We start from the raw sequence: 17,759 nt of genomic DNA on the forward strand, positions 1-17,759 counted from the left end.
GAGATGTGCCGGAGCGGGCCGCTGCCTTCGAAACGGTGCGTGCGGGCGCCACCGCAGCCCGCCTCGTAGGCTGTCCTCATGTCGGATTCCTCCCTGGAGCGGCTGCTGGAACTGCTCGCCGGCCGCCGAGTAGCGGTGCTGACGGGTGCGGGCATCTCCACCGACAGCGGTATCCCTGATTACCGCGGCCCGAACACACCACCGCGCACTCCGATGACCTATCAGCAGTTCGTCGGGGATCCGGTGTTCCGGCAACGCTATTGGGCCCGCAATCACGTCGGCTGGCGGTACATGGATGCGGCACGGCCGAATGCCGGGCACCGAGCGCTGGCCAGGCTCGAACGCGGCGGCCTGATCACCGGCCTGATCACCCAGAACGTGGATCTGCTGCACACCAAGGCGGGACAGCGCGCGGTCATCGATCTACACGGTGTCTACGCCCGGGTGCGATGCCTGGAGTGCGCGGGACTCACCTCGCGCATGACCCTGGCCGAGCGCCTGGAGGCAGCGAATCCGGGATTCGCGGAGGCGTCCACCCTCAGCGGTTTGGAGGTCGCGCCCGATGCCGACGCGGTGGTCACCGAAACCGAGAGCTTCCGCATGGTGGACTGCGACCGGTGCGGCGGAATGCTGAAGCCGGACATCGTCTACTTCGGGGAAGCCGTGCCGAAGGAGCGGGTGGACGCGGCGTTCGAGATGGTCGAGGAGGCGGAGACCCTCCTGGTGGTCGGATCGTCACTGACCGTCATGTCAGGGCTGCGATTCGCCCGGCGCGCAGCGAAATCCGGCCGCGATGTCGTGATCGTGAATCGGGGCGCGACCCGCGGTGATGAGCTCGCCACACTCACCGTCGACGCGAGTTGCTCCGCGGTGCTCACCGGGCTGGCCGATGCGCTGGCGCCGCTTCCGGTAGCTGGTGGGCAACCGGCTCGAGTGTGACCGGGCCCGTGCAGCGCTAGTCGCGTAGTTCGAGTCTCCGGACCATCGTGACCAGGCCTGCTCGCATGGCATCCGGGTTGTCGGCGTCGGCTCCCAGCAGCATTCGGACCACCTGGGGTACGGAGAACCACCAGGCCGCGAGGGCTGCCACGGCGTACAGCAGGTAGCCCGCGGGAACGTCGCCGGGCAGTGCGCCCGCGCGTTGGGCGGCCGCCAGTGAGGCCACCTTTTCGGCGTAGTGCGAGGAGCGAGCGGATGCGGCGGGTAGCTCGCCGCCCTGCGTCTGCAGTCCCTCCCATTGCAGCAGCCGCAGGAATTGTGGGTGGGTGCGGTGATAGTCGAAGACGTGTCCCGCGTACTCGGCGAGGTCCCCCGCCTTGTCCGCGGAGAGCGGGCTGGCGGCGGCGAGCTGTTCCAGCTGATCGGTCAGCACGGCCTCGAACAGTCCCTGCTTATCGCCGAAGTACTGGTAGATGCGCTCCTTGTTGATTCCCGCGCGGGCGGCGATGGCCGCAACACGAGCGCCGTCCGGCCCGCGCTCGGCGAACTCCTGCACCGCGGCCTCCAGCAGCCGCCGCTTGGTTCCCTCGGTATCCCACGCCATGGGGTCCATCCAACCATCTCCAACCGCACGGTTGCGGATCGGCCGCGCGCTGTGCCAAACTCCAACCGCACGGTTGCAATTACTGCGGGAGGTGGCGTCATGCCGGAACTGCGTTCACGCACGGTCACACACGGCCGGAATATGGCAGGAGCTCGCGCGCTCATGCGGGCCAGCGGAGTGCCGTCGGCCGATATCGGCCGCAAGCCGGTGATCGCGATCGCCAATAGCTTCACCGAGTTCGTGCCCGGCCACACCCACCTGCAGCCGGTCGGCCGAATCGTCTCCGAGGCCGTGCGCGCGGCCGGCGGAATCCCCCGCGAGTTCAACACCATTGCCGTCGACGACGGAATCGCCATGGGACACGGCGGAATGCTGTACTCGCTGCCGTCCCGCGACCTCATCGCGGACTCCATCGAATACATGGTGAACGCGCACTGCGCGGACGCGCTGGTGTGCATCTCCAACTGCGACAAGATCACTCCCGGCATGCTCATGGCCGCCATGCGGCTCAATATCCCGACGGTGTTCGTGTCCGGCGGCCCGATGGAGGGCGGCAAAGCGGTGCTCGTGGACGGAACCGTGCGCAGCCGCCTGGATCTCATCGTGACCATGTCCGAGGCCGTATCACCGCTGGTGTCGGACGAGGATATGGAACTCATCGAAGAAAACGCCTGTCCCACATGCGGTTCCTGCGCCGGAATGTTCACCGCGAACTCGATGAACTGCCTCACCGAAGCACTGGGGCTGGCACTGCCCGGCAACGGCACCACCTTGGCGACCCACACCGCGCGGCGCGACCTGTACGAAGCAGCCGGGCGCACGGTGATGGAAGTGACCCGGCGCTACTACGACGAGAACGACGCCCGGGTGCTACCCCGTAATCTCGCGTCCCGCAAAGCATTCGACAATGCGATGGCACTGGACCTGGCAATGGGCGGGTCCACGAACACAGTCCTGCACCTGCTGGCCGCCGCCCAGGAGGCCGGACTGGACTACACCCTCCTCGATATGGAGAAGATGTCACTGCAGGTTCCGTGCCTCTGCAAGGTCGCACCGAACGGCGACTACCTGATCGAGGATGTGCACCGGGCAGGCGGAATCCCCGCCATCCTCGGGGAACTGGACCGCGCCGGGCTACTGCACCGCGATGTGATTGCGGTGCACGCGGATTCACTCGCCGAATGGCTGGCCGAATGGGATATCCGCAGCGGCACCGCAGCACCCCGAGCGCTGGAGCTGTTCCACGCCGCACCCGGCGGAAAGCGTTCCGCCACAGCGTTTTCCCAATCCGAGCGATGGCATTCACTCGACACCGACGCAGCCGAAGGCTGCATTCGCGATCGCGCCCACGCACATTCGACCGATGGCGGCCTAGCCGTCCTGCGCGGCAACCTCTCCCCCGACGGCGCCGTCGTGAAATCCGCCGGCGTGGCACCCCACATGCACACCTTCACCGGCCCGGCAGTGGTGGTCGAATCCCAGGAGGACGCGGTCGACGCCATCCTCTCCAAACGATTGCAGCCCGGCGACGTACTGGTGATCCGCTACGAGGGACCACGCGGCGGACCGGGAATGCAGGAAATGCTCTATCCCACTTCATATCTCAAGGGCCGTGGCCTATCCGGCCAGTGCGCACTGGTCACCGACGGCCGATTCTCCGGCGGCTCATCCGGCCTGTCGATCGGACACGTGTCCCCCGAGGCCGCAGCAGGCGGGCCATTGGCCCTGGTCCACGACGGCGATGAAGTGACCATCGACATCCCGTCGCGGAGTATCACATTGCATGTCGACGACACCGAACTGATCGAGCGACGAAAGGCACTGGAGGCCGCAGGCGGATATCGCCCCAAATCCCGGCAACGGGAAGTCTCGGTCGCCCTTCGGACATACGCATTGCTGGCTACATCCGCTGATCGTGGTGCGGTTCGGGATGTGGAGAAGCTTGCGGGGTAGAAGATCTAAAAGAAAAAGACGCCTGGACAAGAAGAAAGAAAACGACAAAAGACCAATAGCCCGAAAGAGGCTGGACGGTACGCCAGTCTGAATATCCTTATATCACAACACAATTCACCTATCCGGAGCCATTCTCCGGCGGTAGAATAGAGCTATGAATCCGGGGGGAGAAACCACCATCGTATCGAGTGCACACGCACTCGATACCGCCGTGGAAAACCTCCTGAACGCCACCCTCACACCCTTGCTGGACGAGGAATTCATCGCCGTCATGCGTGAGGTCGAGACCAGCATGCGCAAACTCGAAGCCGTCAAGCACCGGTTCGTCACCGAAACCTGCACCCGCTCCCTGGCGGCCCGCGCCGGATCAGCATCCCCGATCAAATTCTTGGAACAAACATTGAGGTTGAGCCACGCGGACGCCTCCTCGCGGGTCAACGCCGCCAAGCAGTTGAGCCCGCAACCAGCCCTCGGCGGGGACCTGGAACCGGAACTGGCGTATGTCGCCGAAGCCCAACGGGCCGGGGACATCTCGGTCGATCACGTGCGGCGGATCGCGCAGATCCTCAAGCGCATCCCGTGCGCCGCCGACCCCGGCCAGAAGGACCTCGCCCAAGACGTTCTGACCACCTACGCCCGCACCGGCAGCCCCGACAAGCTGCTCGATCTCGGTGAGGTCATCCTGGCGAACATCGACCCCGACGGCACCCTCACCCAGGACAAAGACCGCGAACGCATGCGCGGGCTCACCCTCGGACGCAAACGCGCCGACGGGATGTCCCCGTTGATCGGGGAGATCACCGAGCCGCTGCGGGAAGTGCTGGAACCGTTGCTGGCCAAGTTCGCCCGCCCGGGCATGTGCAACCCGGCCGATGCGGACAGCCCGAAGGTCGCCGACCGCACCCTCGACCGCCAGAAACTGAAGGCCGCCGCCGAGCGCGATACTCGCAGTGCGGCGCAACGCAACCACGACGCCCTGTTGGCGGTGCTGCGTTTCCAGCTCGACCGCCCCAAGCTCGGCTCCCACCGGGGTTTGCCGGTGGAAGCGATCATCGTCATGCGGTTGGAGGACCTCGAGCGGGGTGCCGGGATCGCGACCACCGCGACCGGGGGCACCCTGACCATCCCCCAAGCCCTGGAACTGGCCGCCGGAACCCGCCCGTTGTTGGTGGTGTTGAGCAAGGCCGGACTGCCACTGTATTTGGGGCGCGGGCGAGACCGATTGGCCACGCCCGCACAACGACTCGCGCTCATCGCCTCCGACAAGGGCTGCACCCGCCCCGGCTGCAGCGCGCCCGCCTCGATCTCGGCGGCCCATCACGTCACCGGCTGGGCCGAAGGCGGGCCCACCGACATCGACAACCTCACCCTCGCCTGCGACGGCTGCCACGCCATGATCCACGACGGGCCCGGTGGCTGGAAAACCATTGTCATGGGCGAAGACTCGCCTTACCCGGGCCGGACCGGGTGGATCGCCCCACCCCACATCGACCCCACCGGGACCCCGCAGGTCAATCACCTGCATCACACCGGTGAGCTGATGGCCGGTGCCCTGAGCGAGATCCGGGCTCGGGAACGGTTGCAACGCGAACGCCGCCGAGCATGGCTCGATGCCCGCAAAACCACCACCACCCGCGAATAGCGAACTCGCCCTTGTGGACACCGTCAGGTTGATCCTGACGGTGCTACAAGCTGTTGCCCACCAAGGTTCCACGGCCGCCGACCCCTACCATCCAGAACCGGGAACGGCGACAACAGCGGCAGCCCGGGCCGATCCTCACCCTCCCCACCGACTCGACAACCGCAGACCGCAGCAACGCACACCAGCGGTGCCAAAGACACTGCCCAACCACCGTTTCCACAGACACCGGCCGCCGACATGAACGACCACAGCGGAACCCGCACCGGATGGACCAGCAGCAGCAGGCGTGGCTCTCTGCCCATGAGTCCACCCTCCACCCGGAACCCCCACCCGTGCAGCAGGCTTCACACCGCAGAGACCATCGCATTGATCCTGCCGATGCGACACTCGGGCCGAATCACCCTGCACCCCCGTGCCATCGCCCACCGCCCGCCGCCCGCCGCCTCGTGCTACCCCGCCACCACCACCAGCGCCGATCCCCTCAGCACCATGAACGCTGCCAGACCGGGTCTTCCAGGCTCTTGCTCTTCGATCCCTTCTCTCCCGGCGTCCCTTGGTCTTTCCGGTCTTCGTCTTTTCGCGTTTTGTCTCTGAAACCGGACCACAACCAGTCTTCCGGCCGGTACCGCAGGCTCCCTCGTCACCGCGGAAGGTCAACCGGGTACCCCACCCGACGCCACCAGCACGGCCATCTCGGGCCCTGCCCGCACCCAGGGATCCAACACCTCCCCTCGACGCAAGCAACCCAGGTGCACCGGTTCATCTCGGCCTCGAATCCACCCCGAGCGGCACCACACACGCCTTCTCGACGGCCGCACAGCCAGCCGTCCGCACGGCACAGACCCGATAACCGCTGTGCCGCTGAGACACCCGCTGTTCCGTTCTCGGGAGCCGACGGTTTCTATGCCGAAACGGTCGGTGCACCTGGGTTTCTTGCCTCCCGAGCAGGGTTGATCTGGCAGGGGGTGCGGGCAAAGCCCGAGATGGCCGTGCTGGGCACGTCGGGAGACGTACCCGGTTGGCCTTCCGCGGTTGGGAGGGCTAGCTGCGGTACCAGCGGGGGCGACCGGCTGTGGTGCCGTTCTCGAGACAAGACACGAAAGAGCGACGTGGTGGGCTTGGGGGTTAGGCGCTGTATCTCTCGATGATGAATCCGGCCACTGTTGTTGTGCTGCCGCCGATATTCAGTGTTGCTACTCGCTCTGCGCCGTCAATCTGGTAGTTGCCTGCTTGTCCGGTCACTTGCTTGTATCCATCCAGGAGCATGCGGGTTCCGGTGGCTCCTACCGGGTGACCTATGCCGATCAGGCCACCACCGGGGTTGATTGGGAGACTGCCGTTGCGGGAGATGTCGCCTGACTCGATCGCTTTCCAGCTCTCACCGGGCGGCGTGAGGCCGAGGTGGTCGATGGCCACGTACTCCGACATGGAGAAGCAGTCGTGTACCTCCACAGCATCCACTTCGGTGATATCCGAGAGTCCGGCGCGGCCCAGGGCGTCCTGCATGGCGCGGCGGATATGGGGGAAGACATAGGGCTCGTCTGCGGACATACTCAGCTTCTGTGCCAGCGACAGGCCGACGGTTCGATGTCCCCAGCCGGAGATGGTGGCGCGACGGGTGGCCCGGAAAGCGTTGTGGCGCTCCAGGAATCGGTCCGATACAAGAACCACCGCAGCGGCACCGTCGGTCATCTGACTGCAATCCTGACGGCGCAGTGGGCCCGCTACGGGTGGGTTGGCGGTGTCGTCGGCGGTGAAACTCTCCGGGGTGTACTTCCATTCGCGGGTTTGGGCCAGCGGGTTCAGACGGGCGTTGGTGATATTGAGTTCGCTGACGGCGTGCAGGTGGGTGGGGTCGAGGCCGTAGCGGCGGTCGTATTCTTCGGCGATGGCGGCGAACATGGTGGGCCAGACCAGGTCTGTGTCCTGGGCCTCGTGGCCGGTCCATGCGGCTGCGCCCATGTAGGCGGCGGCCTGGTTGCCGGGGACGGTCTTCTCCAGCTCGGCGCCGATGACCAGGGCGCAGTCGTAGCGGCCCGATTCGAGGTCGGACATCGCTGCCAGGATCGCCATGCTGCCGGAGGCGCAGGCGGCCTCGTGGCGGGTGGACGGGATGCCCCAGAGTTCGGGGAGGACGGTGGCGGGCATACCGCCCAGGTGTCCCTGGCCGGTGAAAAGCTGGCCGAAGGCGTTGCCTACGTGGACTACTTCGATGTCGGCCGGGTCGATGTGGGTGGATTCGAGGGTTTGTTCGATGACGGTGCGGATCAGTGCGTCGAAGCCGAGGCCCGCGCGATGCCAGTTGACGGCGAAATCCGTTTGGCTGCCGCCGAGGATGTGGACGGACACTGGGACTCCTGAATGGTGTTGTGACGGTTCAGAGTTGGTCGCGCAGTTCGCGGCGCAGCAGTTTGCCGACCGGATTGCGTGGGAGGGTTTCGACGATTTCGAGACGTTCGGGGAGTTTGAACGAGGCCACTTCGCGAGAGCGCAGGTGTGCGACCAGATCCACGAGGGTGACGGTGGATCCGGGCTTGGGAACTACGAAGGCGCAGCACTTTTCGCCGAGCACCTCGTCGGGGTAGCCGACAATGGCCACATCGGCGACGGCCGGGTGATCCGACAGCAGGCCCTCGATCTCGGCGGGGGCGATATTCATGCCGCCGCGAATGATGATCTCCTTCACCCGATCCACGAAGCGCAGGTATCGCCCGCCCTCACCGCACAGTTCGAAAACGTCTCCGCTGCACAGGTATCCCTCTTCGTCGAAGGGTTCGGTGGTGGCGGTACCGGGGAGGTAGCCGCCGAAAACAGCGGGACCGCGCAATCGGAGCTCTCCTCGGCCGCCCAGCGTGGTGACCGTTTCGCCCGTGGTGACATCGACCAGCTTCACCGCCGTGCGTTCCGCCAGCCGCGTGGACCACTGGACGCCGGGTGCACCGTAGTGCGGCAGATGTTGCGCCCGCACAGTCGGATCCGGGATATCCGCGGGGGCGCCGAGCAGGCTCACGCCCTCATTGGAGCCGAAGAAATTGAGGACGTGGATGCCGAGCTCCTCCTGCCAGCGCCGGACCACCGGCGGCGGCAGCGGTGCACCGCCGGAGCCGACCGTCAGCAGGGATGACAGGTCCGCCTGGGCGCGCAGGGTCTCGTTCTGCAGCAGCATGGTCAGCAGGGCGGGCGGCATGCTGGTGTGCGTGACCCGGTGTTCGGCGATCTGCCGGAAGAAGACCGGCAGATCCAGGGGATGGTGCTGGACCAGATGGCCGCCGGCCAGCAGCCAGGGCAGGAAGGCACCGGCGAAGCCGGCCATATTCACCATGGGAAAGGGGTTGAGCACCACCGAGTCCGGGGTGATGCCGAGGCCGTCCTGGACGCTGCGGGCCACCGCCAGCCAGTCGCCGTGGCAGCGTGGAATGCCCTTGGGCGCAGCCTCGGTACCGCTGGTCCAGCAGACGGTGATCCGGTCGTTGACGGTCACCTTCAGCGCGAGTTCGTAGTCGCGAATACGGGTGCGGGCGGGCAGGTCGGCGGGATCACCCAGTGCCACAGCCTCATCCGGGACGCCGGGGCCGAAGGCGAAGACGGTGGCGGCGCTCTCCATTACCGCGAGCACCTCTCGCGCCAGCTCCCGGCCGGAGAGCGCACCGGCGGTGATGATCGCATCGGCCTCGGTCGCAGCGACAATGCCGGAGATCTCGTGCCGCCGGTACGAGGCGGGCATGGGTGTGGCCACCGCACCCAGCCGCCACAGCGCGAGATAGGTGGCCGTGAGCGCGACCGAATTGGGCAGCAGGACCGCGACGGTGTCGCCCTGGCGGATTCCGTGCGCGAACAGGACTGCCGCGATATCGATTACGTGGTCGTCCAGACCCTGCCAGGTCAGCGTGCGCGGGGCGGCACCGGTGAGAGCGACCAGATTCGCCGGGTCGGTGATCGCGGGTTCCTCGGGGGCCGCGATGACGCGGCGGCGGAAGATCTCCGGGATCGTCTCGTCCTCCCACCAGCCGCGGTCGAGGTACGAGCGAACGGTGTCCTCCGGGTGGCACACGCGCACCGGATGACGGGTCTGGGCCGCACGGCGACCGGCGGCAATGGTTGCGGGAGCGGGTGATTCGGCCATGATCTTCCCTAGACTCGTAGTTCTCAGGACAGACGACGCAGGACCACGGCGGATCCCAGCCCCAGTGCGGCGGGGATCGTGACGAGCGCATATTCGCCATCGCAGCGCCGCAGCGCATCCAGCGCCTGCGCGATGAGGATGCCGCCCGACGCACCGAGCGGGTGACCTACCGCGAGCGCACCACCCGACGGATTCACCTGTGCCGGATCGAGATCCAGTTCGCGGGTCAGCAGTAGGGGTGTTACCGCGAAGGATTCGTTGACCTCCACCACATCGAGGTCGGCGGCGGTGATTCCGGCACGGCGCAGGGCTGCACGCGCAGCTGTCACAGGTGCGGTCAGCAGCGGTGAGCGGACCGCTGTTTGCGCAGTTCCGGCGATGGCGGCCAAGGGACTTCGGCCGAGAGTACGAGCCGCCTGGGCATTGCCCAGAAGCACTGCCGAGGCACCGTCCGCAAGCTGGGGTGCAGTGGCGAGCGTGTGCAGCCCGGCGACCGGACGCGGTGCATCGGGCAGGCGGCGAGCAACTCGCTCCCAGGAAGGATCTTCGCCGAACAGTGCGGGTAGCGCGGCAAAAGCTTCTACAGAAGCGTCCGGTCGTGCACCTTCATCAGCACCGAGCAACAGTGTTCCACCCTTGCGAACCGGGATCACCCGATCGGAAATGGCTGCGACACTGGCTCTTCGGTGCGACTGCACAGCGTAGGCGTCGAGTTCCGCGCGAGTGATGCCGTGCGCCGCAGCGGTGAGGTCCGCCGAGACACCGATGGTGACGAATCCGGTGCGCTCCCCCAGATCGTTGTCGCCGGCGATGGCGGGCCGATCCGAGAGCATCGGCACCCGTGACATCGATTCCACGCCACCGGCAATCATGATGTCCGCATATCCGGCCGCAATGCGGGCCGCCGCACTCTCCACCGCATCCAACCCCGAGCAGCACAGCCGGGAGACCACCCCGCCGGGCACCGAATCCGGCCAGCCCGCCCACAATCCGGCAGCACGCGCGATATCGCCGCCCTGCTCCCCGACCGCGGTACTCACCCCGACGATGATGTCGTCCACGGATTCCGCTGGGCACGAACGCTTCTCCAGTGCGGAGAGCAACTGCCCGAACAGCTCGTAGGGCGGAATGTCGGCGAGCGTGCCCCCGGCTTTGCGCACCCGCCCACGAGGTAGTCGAACCGCATCGTAGATATAAGCCTCAGCCATGGTCGATCCTCGCAAGCGTCTGCAGAGTGCGATAGGCAGCCGGATCCTCGGCCGAGGTCACCGGAACCACCACGATTTCGTCGGCTCCCGCCGCGCGGTAAGCCGACAGACGTGCCGCGAGCGTGGCCGCATCGCCGAACATGCCCACTGTGGCGGCCAATTCATCGGGGATGGCCGCCAGCACTTCCCGTGGATGTCCGCCCTGTTGCGCCAAGCGGACCACATCGCCGAATCCGGCCTCGGTGAACATGGCGTCGTATCCAGGGGCTCGCAGGTAGCCGACCACTCCGCGCCGCACGGTGGTGAGCATTTCAGCGCTGGGGTCGGCCGCCGCCGTCACCCACACCGATATCGCCGGTACCGGGCGACCCGCCTCGGCGGCGAATTCCTTTACCGCCGAGGCACATCGCGCCACCTGTGCGGGTGTCACCAGGTTCAGCACCACCCGATCAGCGGTGCGCGCGGCGGCGGCCAATGCCCGTTCCCCGAAGGCGGCCACCACCACTTCATAGCGTGGAACAGCTGTTTCAGGCTCGGACGGCAGGGAGACCACCGGATACCCGGCGCTCATCGGGATGGCCGATGGCACCTGCGCCGACTCGGAAGGGACGGTGCCCACACGCTGTTCACCAGCGGAGGTTGCCGGAGGTACCCCGGACTCGGCCTTCGCGACGGCGAGGCCAGGCAGCCGTAGCCGGTAGCCGCGTATGCGTTCCGCTGTCCCGTCGAAGTCGGCCTTCTCGCCGTCGAGCAGGCGACGGACAATCCGCGCCGACTCCTCCAAATGCACTGCGGTGCGCTGTCTTTCCCGGCCGTGCCAGTCCCGCACCACCACCGTGCTGGAGGTGCCGAGCGCTATGTCGACGGGACGGCCGGTGAGGGCTGCGACGCTGGCCACTCCCATGGCGATCGTCGCCGGGCTGCGCACGGCCACCGCCAGCGGGCCGATGCACAGCGGGATGCGCCCGGGCGCTTGGCCGATGGCGGTCGCCAGGGCGAAGGCGTCGAAGGTTGCCATTTCGCCGATCCAGAGCCGGTCGAAGCCCAGTTTGTCGGCGGCTTCGGCGACCAGGAGCGCGTCCAGTGGGTCGCGGTCCTGCCAGTACGGCAGGCTGACGCTCAGTCGTGGATTGTGCACGCGGGCAACCCGTTCAGGCGATCGGCTCGGAGGCGGCACGCATGCGGTCGCCGCTCACCCAGGTCGCATGGAAGCCGAGTGGGATGCGGGTGGGCAGGCCCAGGCGGCAGACGGGTCCGCGGGCGAGGTCGGCCGCATCGTAGATCCACACCTCGCCCAGGCCGGTGTGGTTGTTGTGGGCGAACATGGTCAGCCAGGCGTCGTCTTCACGGTCACCGCCCGGCCGCGGCACCACGGTCAGTTCGCTGCCGAACATGCCGTCGCCGAAAGGCGCGGTTTCCTTTGCGCCGGTGAGCAAGTCGTACTTGATGACGGCGTCGAAGATCATGGTGCTGTCCACCGAGAGACGCATCTGATACGAGTACCGGCCGCGCTGTCCACTGATGCCCTGGTCGATCGCCGGGAACTCGGTGTTCACATCGTCCATGGGGGTTTCGGTAGTGGCGCCGGTACGCAGATTGAAGCGGTACTTGTGCAGCTTCGCCTCCGGCCGCAGATACGCGAGCAATTGCGCGAGGGGATGCGCGCGATCGGAGACCGGGCTCGGTTCGGTGACCCGGCAGACCACCAGCACGATTTCGTCGCCCTCCTCCCAGGAGTTGACCGTGTGGTAGATGTAGCCGGGCGCGGCCTCGAACCACTTCGCCTCCGCGCCAACGCCATAGCGCGGCAGCACCGCGAAACGACTGGGCAGGTTGCGGTCGAAGAAGATCTTGAACCGGCCGGCCGCGGCGGCGCGCGGATCGTTGTAGAGCGGCAGATCCATCAGGATCGAATAGTTCTCGGTGATCGCCATATCGTGCGGCAGGCGCGGGCCGGGCAGTTCGAGACCGGTGAAGTGGGTGACGGTCCCCGCCGCGTCCGCGACGCCGTAGCGCAGGTACGGGGCATTGATGCCGTAATCGAAGAAGAGCAGTTCCTCGGTCCGCTCATCCACCTTCGCATGTGCCGAAACCTCGCCCGGCAGTGTGCCGTTGAAGGTGTCGACGCCACGGGTCTCGAGGCTCACCGGATCCAGCGCGTAGGGCTTGCCCGCGCGGTACCAGAGGGCCAGCAGATTGCCGTGGTGGTACACGACATCGGTATTGGCGGAATTGCGTTCGCGGCGGTCACCTGCCGGATTGTCGTCCCAGGGCTCGATGACGCCGCGCCACAGCGCGGTACCCGCGGCCTTCTCGGCATCGAACTCGGCGGTGCGAATGTACCGATTGCGGTAGGTCGCCCGGCCATTGTCGAAGTGCACCGCGTGCAGCATGCCGTCACCGTCGAACCAGTGATAGCGGCCCATCGGCGCGAATTGCGGGTTCGGCCCGTTGCGGACGTACACACCGTCCAGATCCACCGGCAGCTCGCCGTACAGGACCGTGAGGTCGGTGGCCGTGATCTCGTCGGCCGTGGCGGCGTACGGACCCTCCAGGTACGGATTGGTCAGGGCCGCGGCGGCCGGGGCGATGAGTTCTTCGTTGAGCGGCATGAGAGGCGCCTCCAGTGGCCGGGCACAGACGACCCGGCGAAGTTCACTACAGTTAATGAAGTGATACGCGTCTCAGCGAGAGCTGTCAAGAGCCGTCAGGGGCGTTCGAACCGCACATCGGTGCGTCCGAGCACCACCTCGCAGCCCCGGCACCGCAGCGCGGGCAGCAGTACGGCGCCGCACTCGCGGTGATGAATGCGCAGGCCGGGCTCCGGATTCTGCGGGTGCGCCTGATCGGACCAGGCGAGCAGAAAAGCGAAGACGCCGAACAGGGCTCGGCCGCGTGGGGTCAGACGATATTCGCGCGCATCGGTTTCCGGGCGGTGCAGGATCCCGGCCTCGACCAGGCGGGTCAGCCGCTCGGTCAGCGTGGTCGGCGACATGTGCAGGGCCACACGGAATTCCGAGAAGCGGCGCACGCCGGCCAGCGCCAGACCGGTGACCGCGGCGCTCCACCGATCGCCGATGGCCTCCATGATTTCGTCGAATCGCGCATCCACGCGGGCGAGCGGGGCCGTCCGTGCGGCAGAGCGGCGGCGACCCGACGTGATGTGCCACAGCGCGTCGCGGTCCAGTTCCACATCGGTGTCGTGGGGGGTTACCGTGCGCCCGCAACCGCGGCACATGAGCACCGGCGGGCCACGATGGCCGCAGTCGGTATGCACGAATTCCGGGAGCAGCGCCCACTCCGGCGTCCACTCCCGCTGCCAGGACCAGACGCAGACCAGGATTTCCCAGGTGTCCAATCCGAGCGGGGTGAGCCGGTATTCGGCGCGATCGCGCACCAGCACCCCGGCATCGACGAGCGCCGCCAGCCGCGCGGTGAGCACGGCGGGCGGCGCCCCGGTGCGGTCGCTCCACTGACTGAAGCGGCGAGCGTGTTCGACGAAGGCCAATCGCAGGATGGTCAAGGTCAAACGGTCGCCGAGCAGGTCGAAGGTGGCGGCCACGGAGTTCGATAACACTTCGTTAACTGTACTGGATTGGTGGGCTCGGCTGCCCTTCGACACCGCCGAGCCCACCGGAATCACAGCGCAGCCGTCACAGCGACAACGACTCCATCTCGCGTTCGACAGCCTCTTCGTGCTCCGCCGCCGCCTCCGCAGCCTTCTTCGGGCTCCAGTAGCCGGACATGGCGAATACGAACGGCAGGAAGATGACCTGCGCGATCAGGCAGATCCACCACCAGGTCCGCCACTGCTTCGGCGAATCGACCTGGGCCTGCTGCACCTCCTTGGCATGATCGGACAGATACTGCTGATCAGCCGTCGGGATGGCGCTCACCGCCTTCAATTGTTCACTCGCAGTGGTCAATTGCGGCCCCACCTGCGAGGCCACGGCCAGATCGTTCACCGGCACCACCTTCGCCGCGGTAATGCGCGCAATGGCCTGATCCGGCGGAATATTGAACTTCTTCGCCACCTGACCGACCGCTGTCGCGGCGGACTGCTGATCATTGGGATTGATCAGCAGTTTGGTGAGCACCGCCGGGTCGATCGACTGCAGTGTCGCCAATTCCTGCGGGTATTTGGCATTGAGGGCGAGGGTGGTCTGGACATCCCCGGGTGCGGCGCCCGTCAGCTTCACCAGTGCCGCGACCTGTGCCGCCGTATCGTTCGGATTGGCTCCGAGCTTTGCCATGGTGTCGGTGCCGACCGTCTGGATGGTGGCGATCTCGGTGTGGTACTTGGCCGCGATCTCCTGCAGCCGTGGACCGTAGTTCACCAGGGTGCCCGCCGCGGTGACCACGAGGAGCAGGCCCAGCAGCACGAAAGTGACCACGGTGCGCAGAGTTCCGCCCCAGACGGCGAGCCCGGCGACCGTGGCCGCGGGATTGCGGTTCTCCACGGTCTCGGTGAAGCTGGCCATCCAGGTGGCGTAGGCGATACCGCTGCCGACCGCGATGAGACTCAGCACAATGGCGAACGTGTAGTAGTCGGTGCCGGGTTTATCGGTGTATCCGAGGAACGCGTAGACACCGATGATGCTGATTATCGCCCCGAAAATCATGAAGGGTTTTCGCACCTTCAGATAATCCGAGACGATGCCCGTCAGCACCAGGCTCAGCGCATTGGCGATCCAATACCAGTTACCGAGCGCATTGGCCTGCGCCGAGGTGAATCCGAAATTGGTCGCCAGGTACACCGGCAGGAAAGACACGATGGTGTAGAAGAACGCCAGGAATATCGAGATGGCGAAAGCGGAGCCGACGATATTGAACGTCAGCATCTGTTTCCACTGATCGCGCTCGAGACTGCCCACGTCCAGCCCGCGCGCACGAGCCTCGACGAGCGCCCGGTCCTTGATCGACACCATGATCTGATCACGCAGCGCGGGACTCAGCTCACGCAGGCCGACGAGGCCGATCAATGAGATGACAATGCAGATCACGCCGCACAACCGGTAGTGGAACTGCCAATCCGGATGGGCGTCGAGGGTGTGGGTGGAGATCTCCGTGGTCACCAGTGCGCCGAGTACCGGGCCCAGTGTCCAGAAGCCCATGGCCGAGGCGCGGCCCAGCTGCGGCGAGAAGTCGCGGACCAGGGCCGGGGTGGCCACCAGAACAGCGCCTTCCACTATGCCGACCAGGCAGTACACGATGAGGTACGCCTCTTTGGTGGTGCAGGCCGGAACCGCCAGGAAGGTGAGCAGCGAACAGATCACCGTGCCGTAGGCGACCATATTGGCCCGCCCCCACCTGTCGAGCAGGCCGGCGATGACCGAGGCCACCGCGCCGAATGCGGCGCCGATGATGAAGATTCCGACGAAGTACCGGAATGACAGATGGAAGTAGGCAATGAGCTGATTGCCCACCGCACCCGATACGAAGAGCTGGTAATAGAGGGCGACCGAGGTGATCACCACGAGGAACAGGTACCAGGATCGAGCCGGGGTATCCGGATAATGCGGGATCTTGCGCTGCCAGAGCCCGGTGAGCAGCGTAGGTTGCTGCAGGCCCGGGTCCGCGGACGGGACGGCGGTCGGAGTGGAACTCATGATCGAGATGCCTTTCTATCCCAGGCATTTCGTGGAGGCGGAAGACCCTTGTGATTCGCCACGAGCAGCCGAGGTGATCACAGGGTAGCGGTCACAAGTGATCCGTATCACTGTTTACCGCGAATCAAGATCTATTTCAAGATCTCCGCAGCCCCTGGATCTATGCGCTGCCGTCGCGGAAATACAGGATGTTCGCACCGTGCGCGGACAGCGGCCCGGCTTCGGCGGCCTGCCGGATACCGCTGCCCGGCAGCATGGTGAGCTTGGTGAACATCGTGGTGTTGCCGAAGGCGGACCGCACCTGCGTCTCGGAAGCGTAGTCCGCGCCGTGGTCCGCGAGCGCCTTGAAATCCAGCGGGGCAAGCGGCTTTTCGAGCGGAACCTGTCCCGCCGGCAGCCCGAGCGCCGCGTACTGGATCGCCGAACCGCCCTCGTACCAGCACAGTTCGTAGGACATGTTCTCGGTGGTGGTCACGCTGACCACCGGCCACTCATGGGAAAGCCGCAGTGCCAGTGGGTGTTTACCGACCGGCGCCACCTCCCAGTTCAGGCTCTTGACCGAAACCCAGTGCTCGGAGACCTTTTCGATGAGCACCACGTCCTGGCCCAGCCGCTCGGCCCGATTGGCCTCGGGGTCCGGTGTGCTCCAATGCTTTTCGTCCACGCCGAGGTAGGCGGTGGCGGGCACGGTCTGCGCGCCGTCCACGCTGTAGGCGGCGAGCACGGCGGCCCGCACCAGGGTCACGGCATTGCGGGAGGAGCAGCGCACACCCAGCGCGCCGAAGGAGGTGCTGATCTCCATCGGCTTGGAGGGCTGATCGGGCATGGCGCCCGCGGCGAGCGGCTTGAGACCCACCAGCGCCAGCTGCCAGTTGACCTCTTCGATGGTCGAGAGGTCACCCGCGCTCTGGTACAGAATCTGCTGCTGAGTGAGGTATCCGGCCCGCTCCAGGGTCGCGCATTCCAGCTTGCGCAGTGCGGTCAGCGTCTTGCTGGTGAAACCGATGTCCTCGACCTTGATATCCCGCAGCTGCTGGGCCATCACCGGCGAGGTGACCTGCGCATAGTGCTCGCGATACAGGGCGATGGCGGGCTTGCGCTGCTGCCCCACCATGAGCGTGCGCAACAGGGTATTGAGGCTGGAGAGATACCGGGCGGCCTGCTCCGGATCCGCGGCGAACAGCCTGGCGCGAATGGTGACGGCATCCCGCCCGGCGGCCACGGCCGCGGTGGGGTCGAGCCTGCACAGCCACACACCGCACTTGGCCAGCGCATCCGCGCAGACGGCCGCGGCATTCGGATAGTTGTGCGCCACCTGGCGGTACGCATTACACGCATTGCGGATGGTGGCGGTGGCGAGCTCACGATGGCCGATGAGTCGCGCGGCCTCCTCGAACAGCCGCAGCGCCTCCTGCACCTCGTTCGCGAAGATCGCATTCACATGACCGGCGGTGAGCCAGCGCAGCCGCAGCAGCACCGCCTCCTGCGCCGGTTCGAGCGCCGAGGCCGACCGATCCCGCTGCGCAGGATCGTTTTTGGTGGCCATCAGCCCGCGTGCGAACGCGCATAGTGTGGTGGCGAGCTGCAGCTCTGCTTGAAGCGAACGGTCCTGGGCGGCTCCGCGATCCGAAGCTACCTGGCGCTCGATGGCGCTGAGATCCATTGCGACCTTCAAACTCCC

General features: G+C 66.3%; 12 protein-coding genes. 3 read left to right on the top strand and 9 right to left on the bottom strand.

The features are described 5' to 3' along the window. The first annotated feature begins 78 nt into the window (after positions 1-78). Positions 79-939, top strand: coding sequence for an NAD-dependent protein deacetylase (locus ABZX86_RS11595; RefSeq protein WP_355122500.1), 861 nt, complete (start codon positions 79-81; stop codon positions 937-939). A gap of 16 nt (positions 940-955) precedes the next feature. Here the strand turns inward: ABZX86_RS11595 and ABZX86_RS11600 are convergent, their stop codons facing one another. After that, on the bottom strand, positions 956-1,552 hold the full coding sequence (locus ABZX86_RS11600) for a TetR family transcriptional regulator (protein WP_355122502.1): 597 nt from the start codon (positions 1,550-1,552) through the stop codon (positions 956-958). 90 nt (positions 1,553-1,642) lie between these two features. Between ABZX86_RS11600 and ilvD the strand changes: the two genes are divergently transcribed. After that, the gene (gene ilvD, locus ABZX86_RS11605; protein WP_355122504.1) at positions 1,643-3,496 is read left to right on the top strand and encodes a dihydroxy-acid dehydratase; all 1,854 of its coding nucleotides are present in this window, start codon (positions 1,643-1,645) and stop codon (positions 3,494-3,496) included. A gap of 154 nt (positions 3,497-3,650) precedes the next feature. Next, positions 3,651-5,138 carry a DUF222 domain-containing protein gene (locus ABZX86_RS11610; RefSeq protein WP_355122506.1) on the top strand — a complete coding sequence of 496 codons (1,488 nt, stop codon included), beginning with the start codon at positions 3,651-3,653 and terminating at the stop codon, positions 5,136-5,138. A 1,125-nt stretch (positions 5,139-6,263) separates the two neighbouring features. Here the strand turns inward: ABZX86_RS11610 and ABZX86_RS11615 are convergent. The 8 genes from ABZX86_RS11615 to ABZX86_RS11650 all read right to left on the bottom strand — a co-directional run bounded on the left by ABZX86_RS11615 (position 6,264) and on the right by ABZX86_RS11650 (position 17,753). Beyond that, positions 6,264-7,487 (bottom strand): acetyl-CoA acetyltransferase, encoded by a 1,224-nt coding sequence (locus tag ABZX86_RS11615; protein ID WP_355122508.1) that lies wholly within the window; start codon positions 7,485-7,487, stop codon positions 6,264-6,266. Positions 7,488-7,515: 28 nt separating this feature from the next. Beyond that, positions 7,516-9,261, bottom strand: coding sequence for a class I adenylate-forming enzyme family protein (locus ABZX86_RS11620; RefSeq protein WP_355122510.1), 1,746 nt, complete (start codon positions 9,259-9,261; stop codon positions 7,516-7,518). A 23-nt stretch (positions 9,262-9,284) separates the two neighbouring features. Beyond that, a complete protein-coding gene (locus tag ABZX86_RS11625; RefSeq protein ID WP_355122512.1) occupies positions 9,285-10,469 on the bottom strand; it encodes an acetyl-CoA C-acyltransferase in 1,185 nt (394 codons plus the stop codon). Next, positions 10,462-11,607, bottom strand: a complete 1,146-nt coding sequence (locus ABZX86_RS11630) for an LLM class flavin-dependent oxidoreductase (protein WP_355122514.1) — start codon at positions 11,605-11,607, stop codon at positions 10,462-10,464. Before ABZX86_RS11630 ends, ABZX86_RS11625 begins: the two co-directional genes overlap by 8 nt. 13 nt (positions 11,608-11,620) lie before the next feature. Beyond that, complete coding sequence (locus tag ABZX86_RS11635) at positions 11,621-13,081, bottom strand: carotenoid oxygenase family protein (RefSeq protein WP_355122516.1); 1,461 nt, start codon at positions 13,079-13,081, stop codon at positions 11,621-11,623. Positions 13,082-13,176: 95 nt separating this feature from the next. Then, positions 13,177-14,046 (bottom strand): helix-turn-helix domain-containing protein, encoded by an 870-nt coding sequence (locus ABZX86_RS11640; RefSeq protein WP_355122518.1) that lies wholly within the window; start codon positions 14,044-14,046, stop codon positions 13,177-13,179. A gap of 76 nt (positions 14,047-14,122) precedes the next feature. Then, positions 14,123-16,078, bottom strand: a complete 1,956-nt coding sequence (locus ABZX86_RS11645; RefSeq protein WP_355122520.1) for an MFS transporter — start codon at positions 16,076-16,078, stop codon at positions 14,123-14,125. Positions 16,079-16,238: 160 nt separating this feature from the next. Next, a complete protein-coding gene (locus tag ABZX86_RS11650) occupies positions 16,239-17,753 on the bottom strand; it encodes a hypothetical protein (protein ID WP_355122522.1) in 1,515 nt (504 codons plus the stop codon). Between the last annotated feature and the right edge of the window lie 6 nt (positions 17,754-17,759).

This window comes from Nocardia sp. NPDC006630, assembly GCF_040611495.1.
Taxonomy (GTDB): Bacteria; Actinomycetota; Actinomycetes; order Mycobacteriales; family Mycobacteriaceae; genus Nocardia.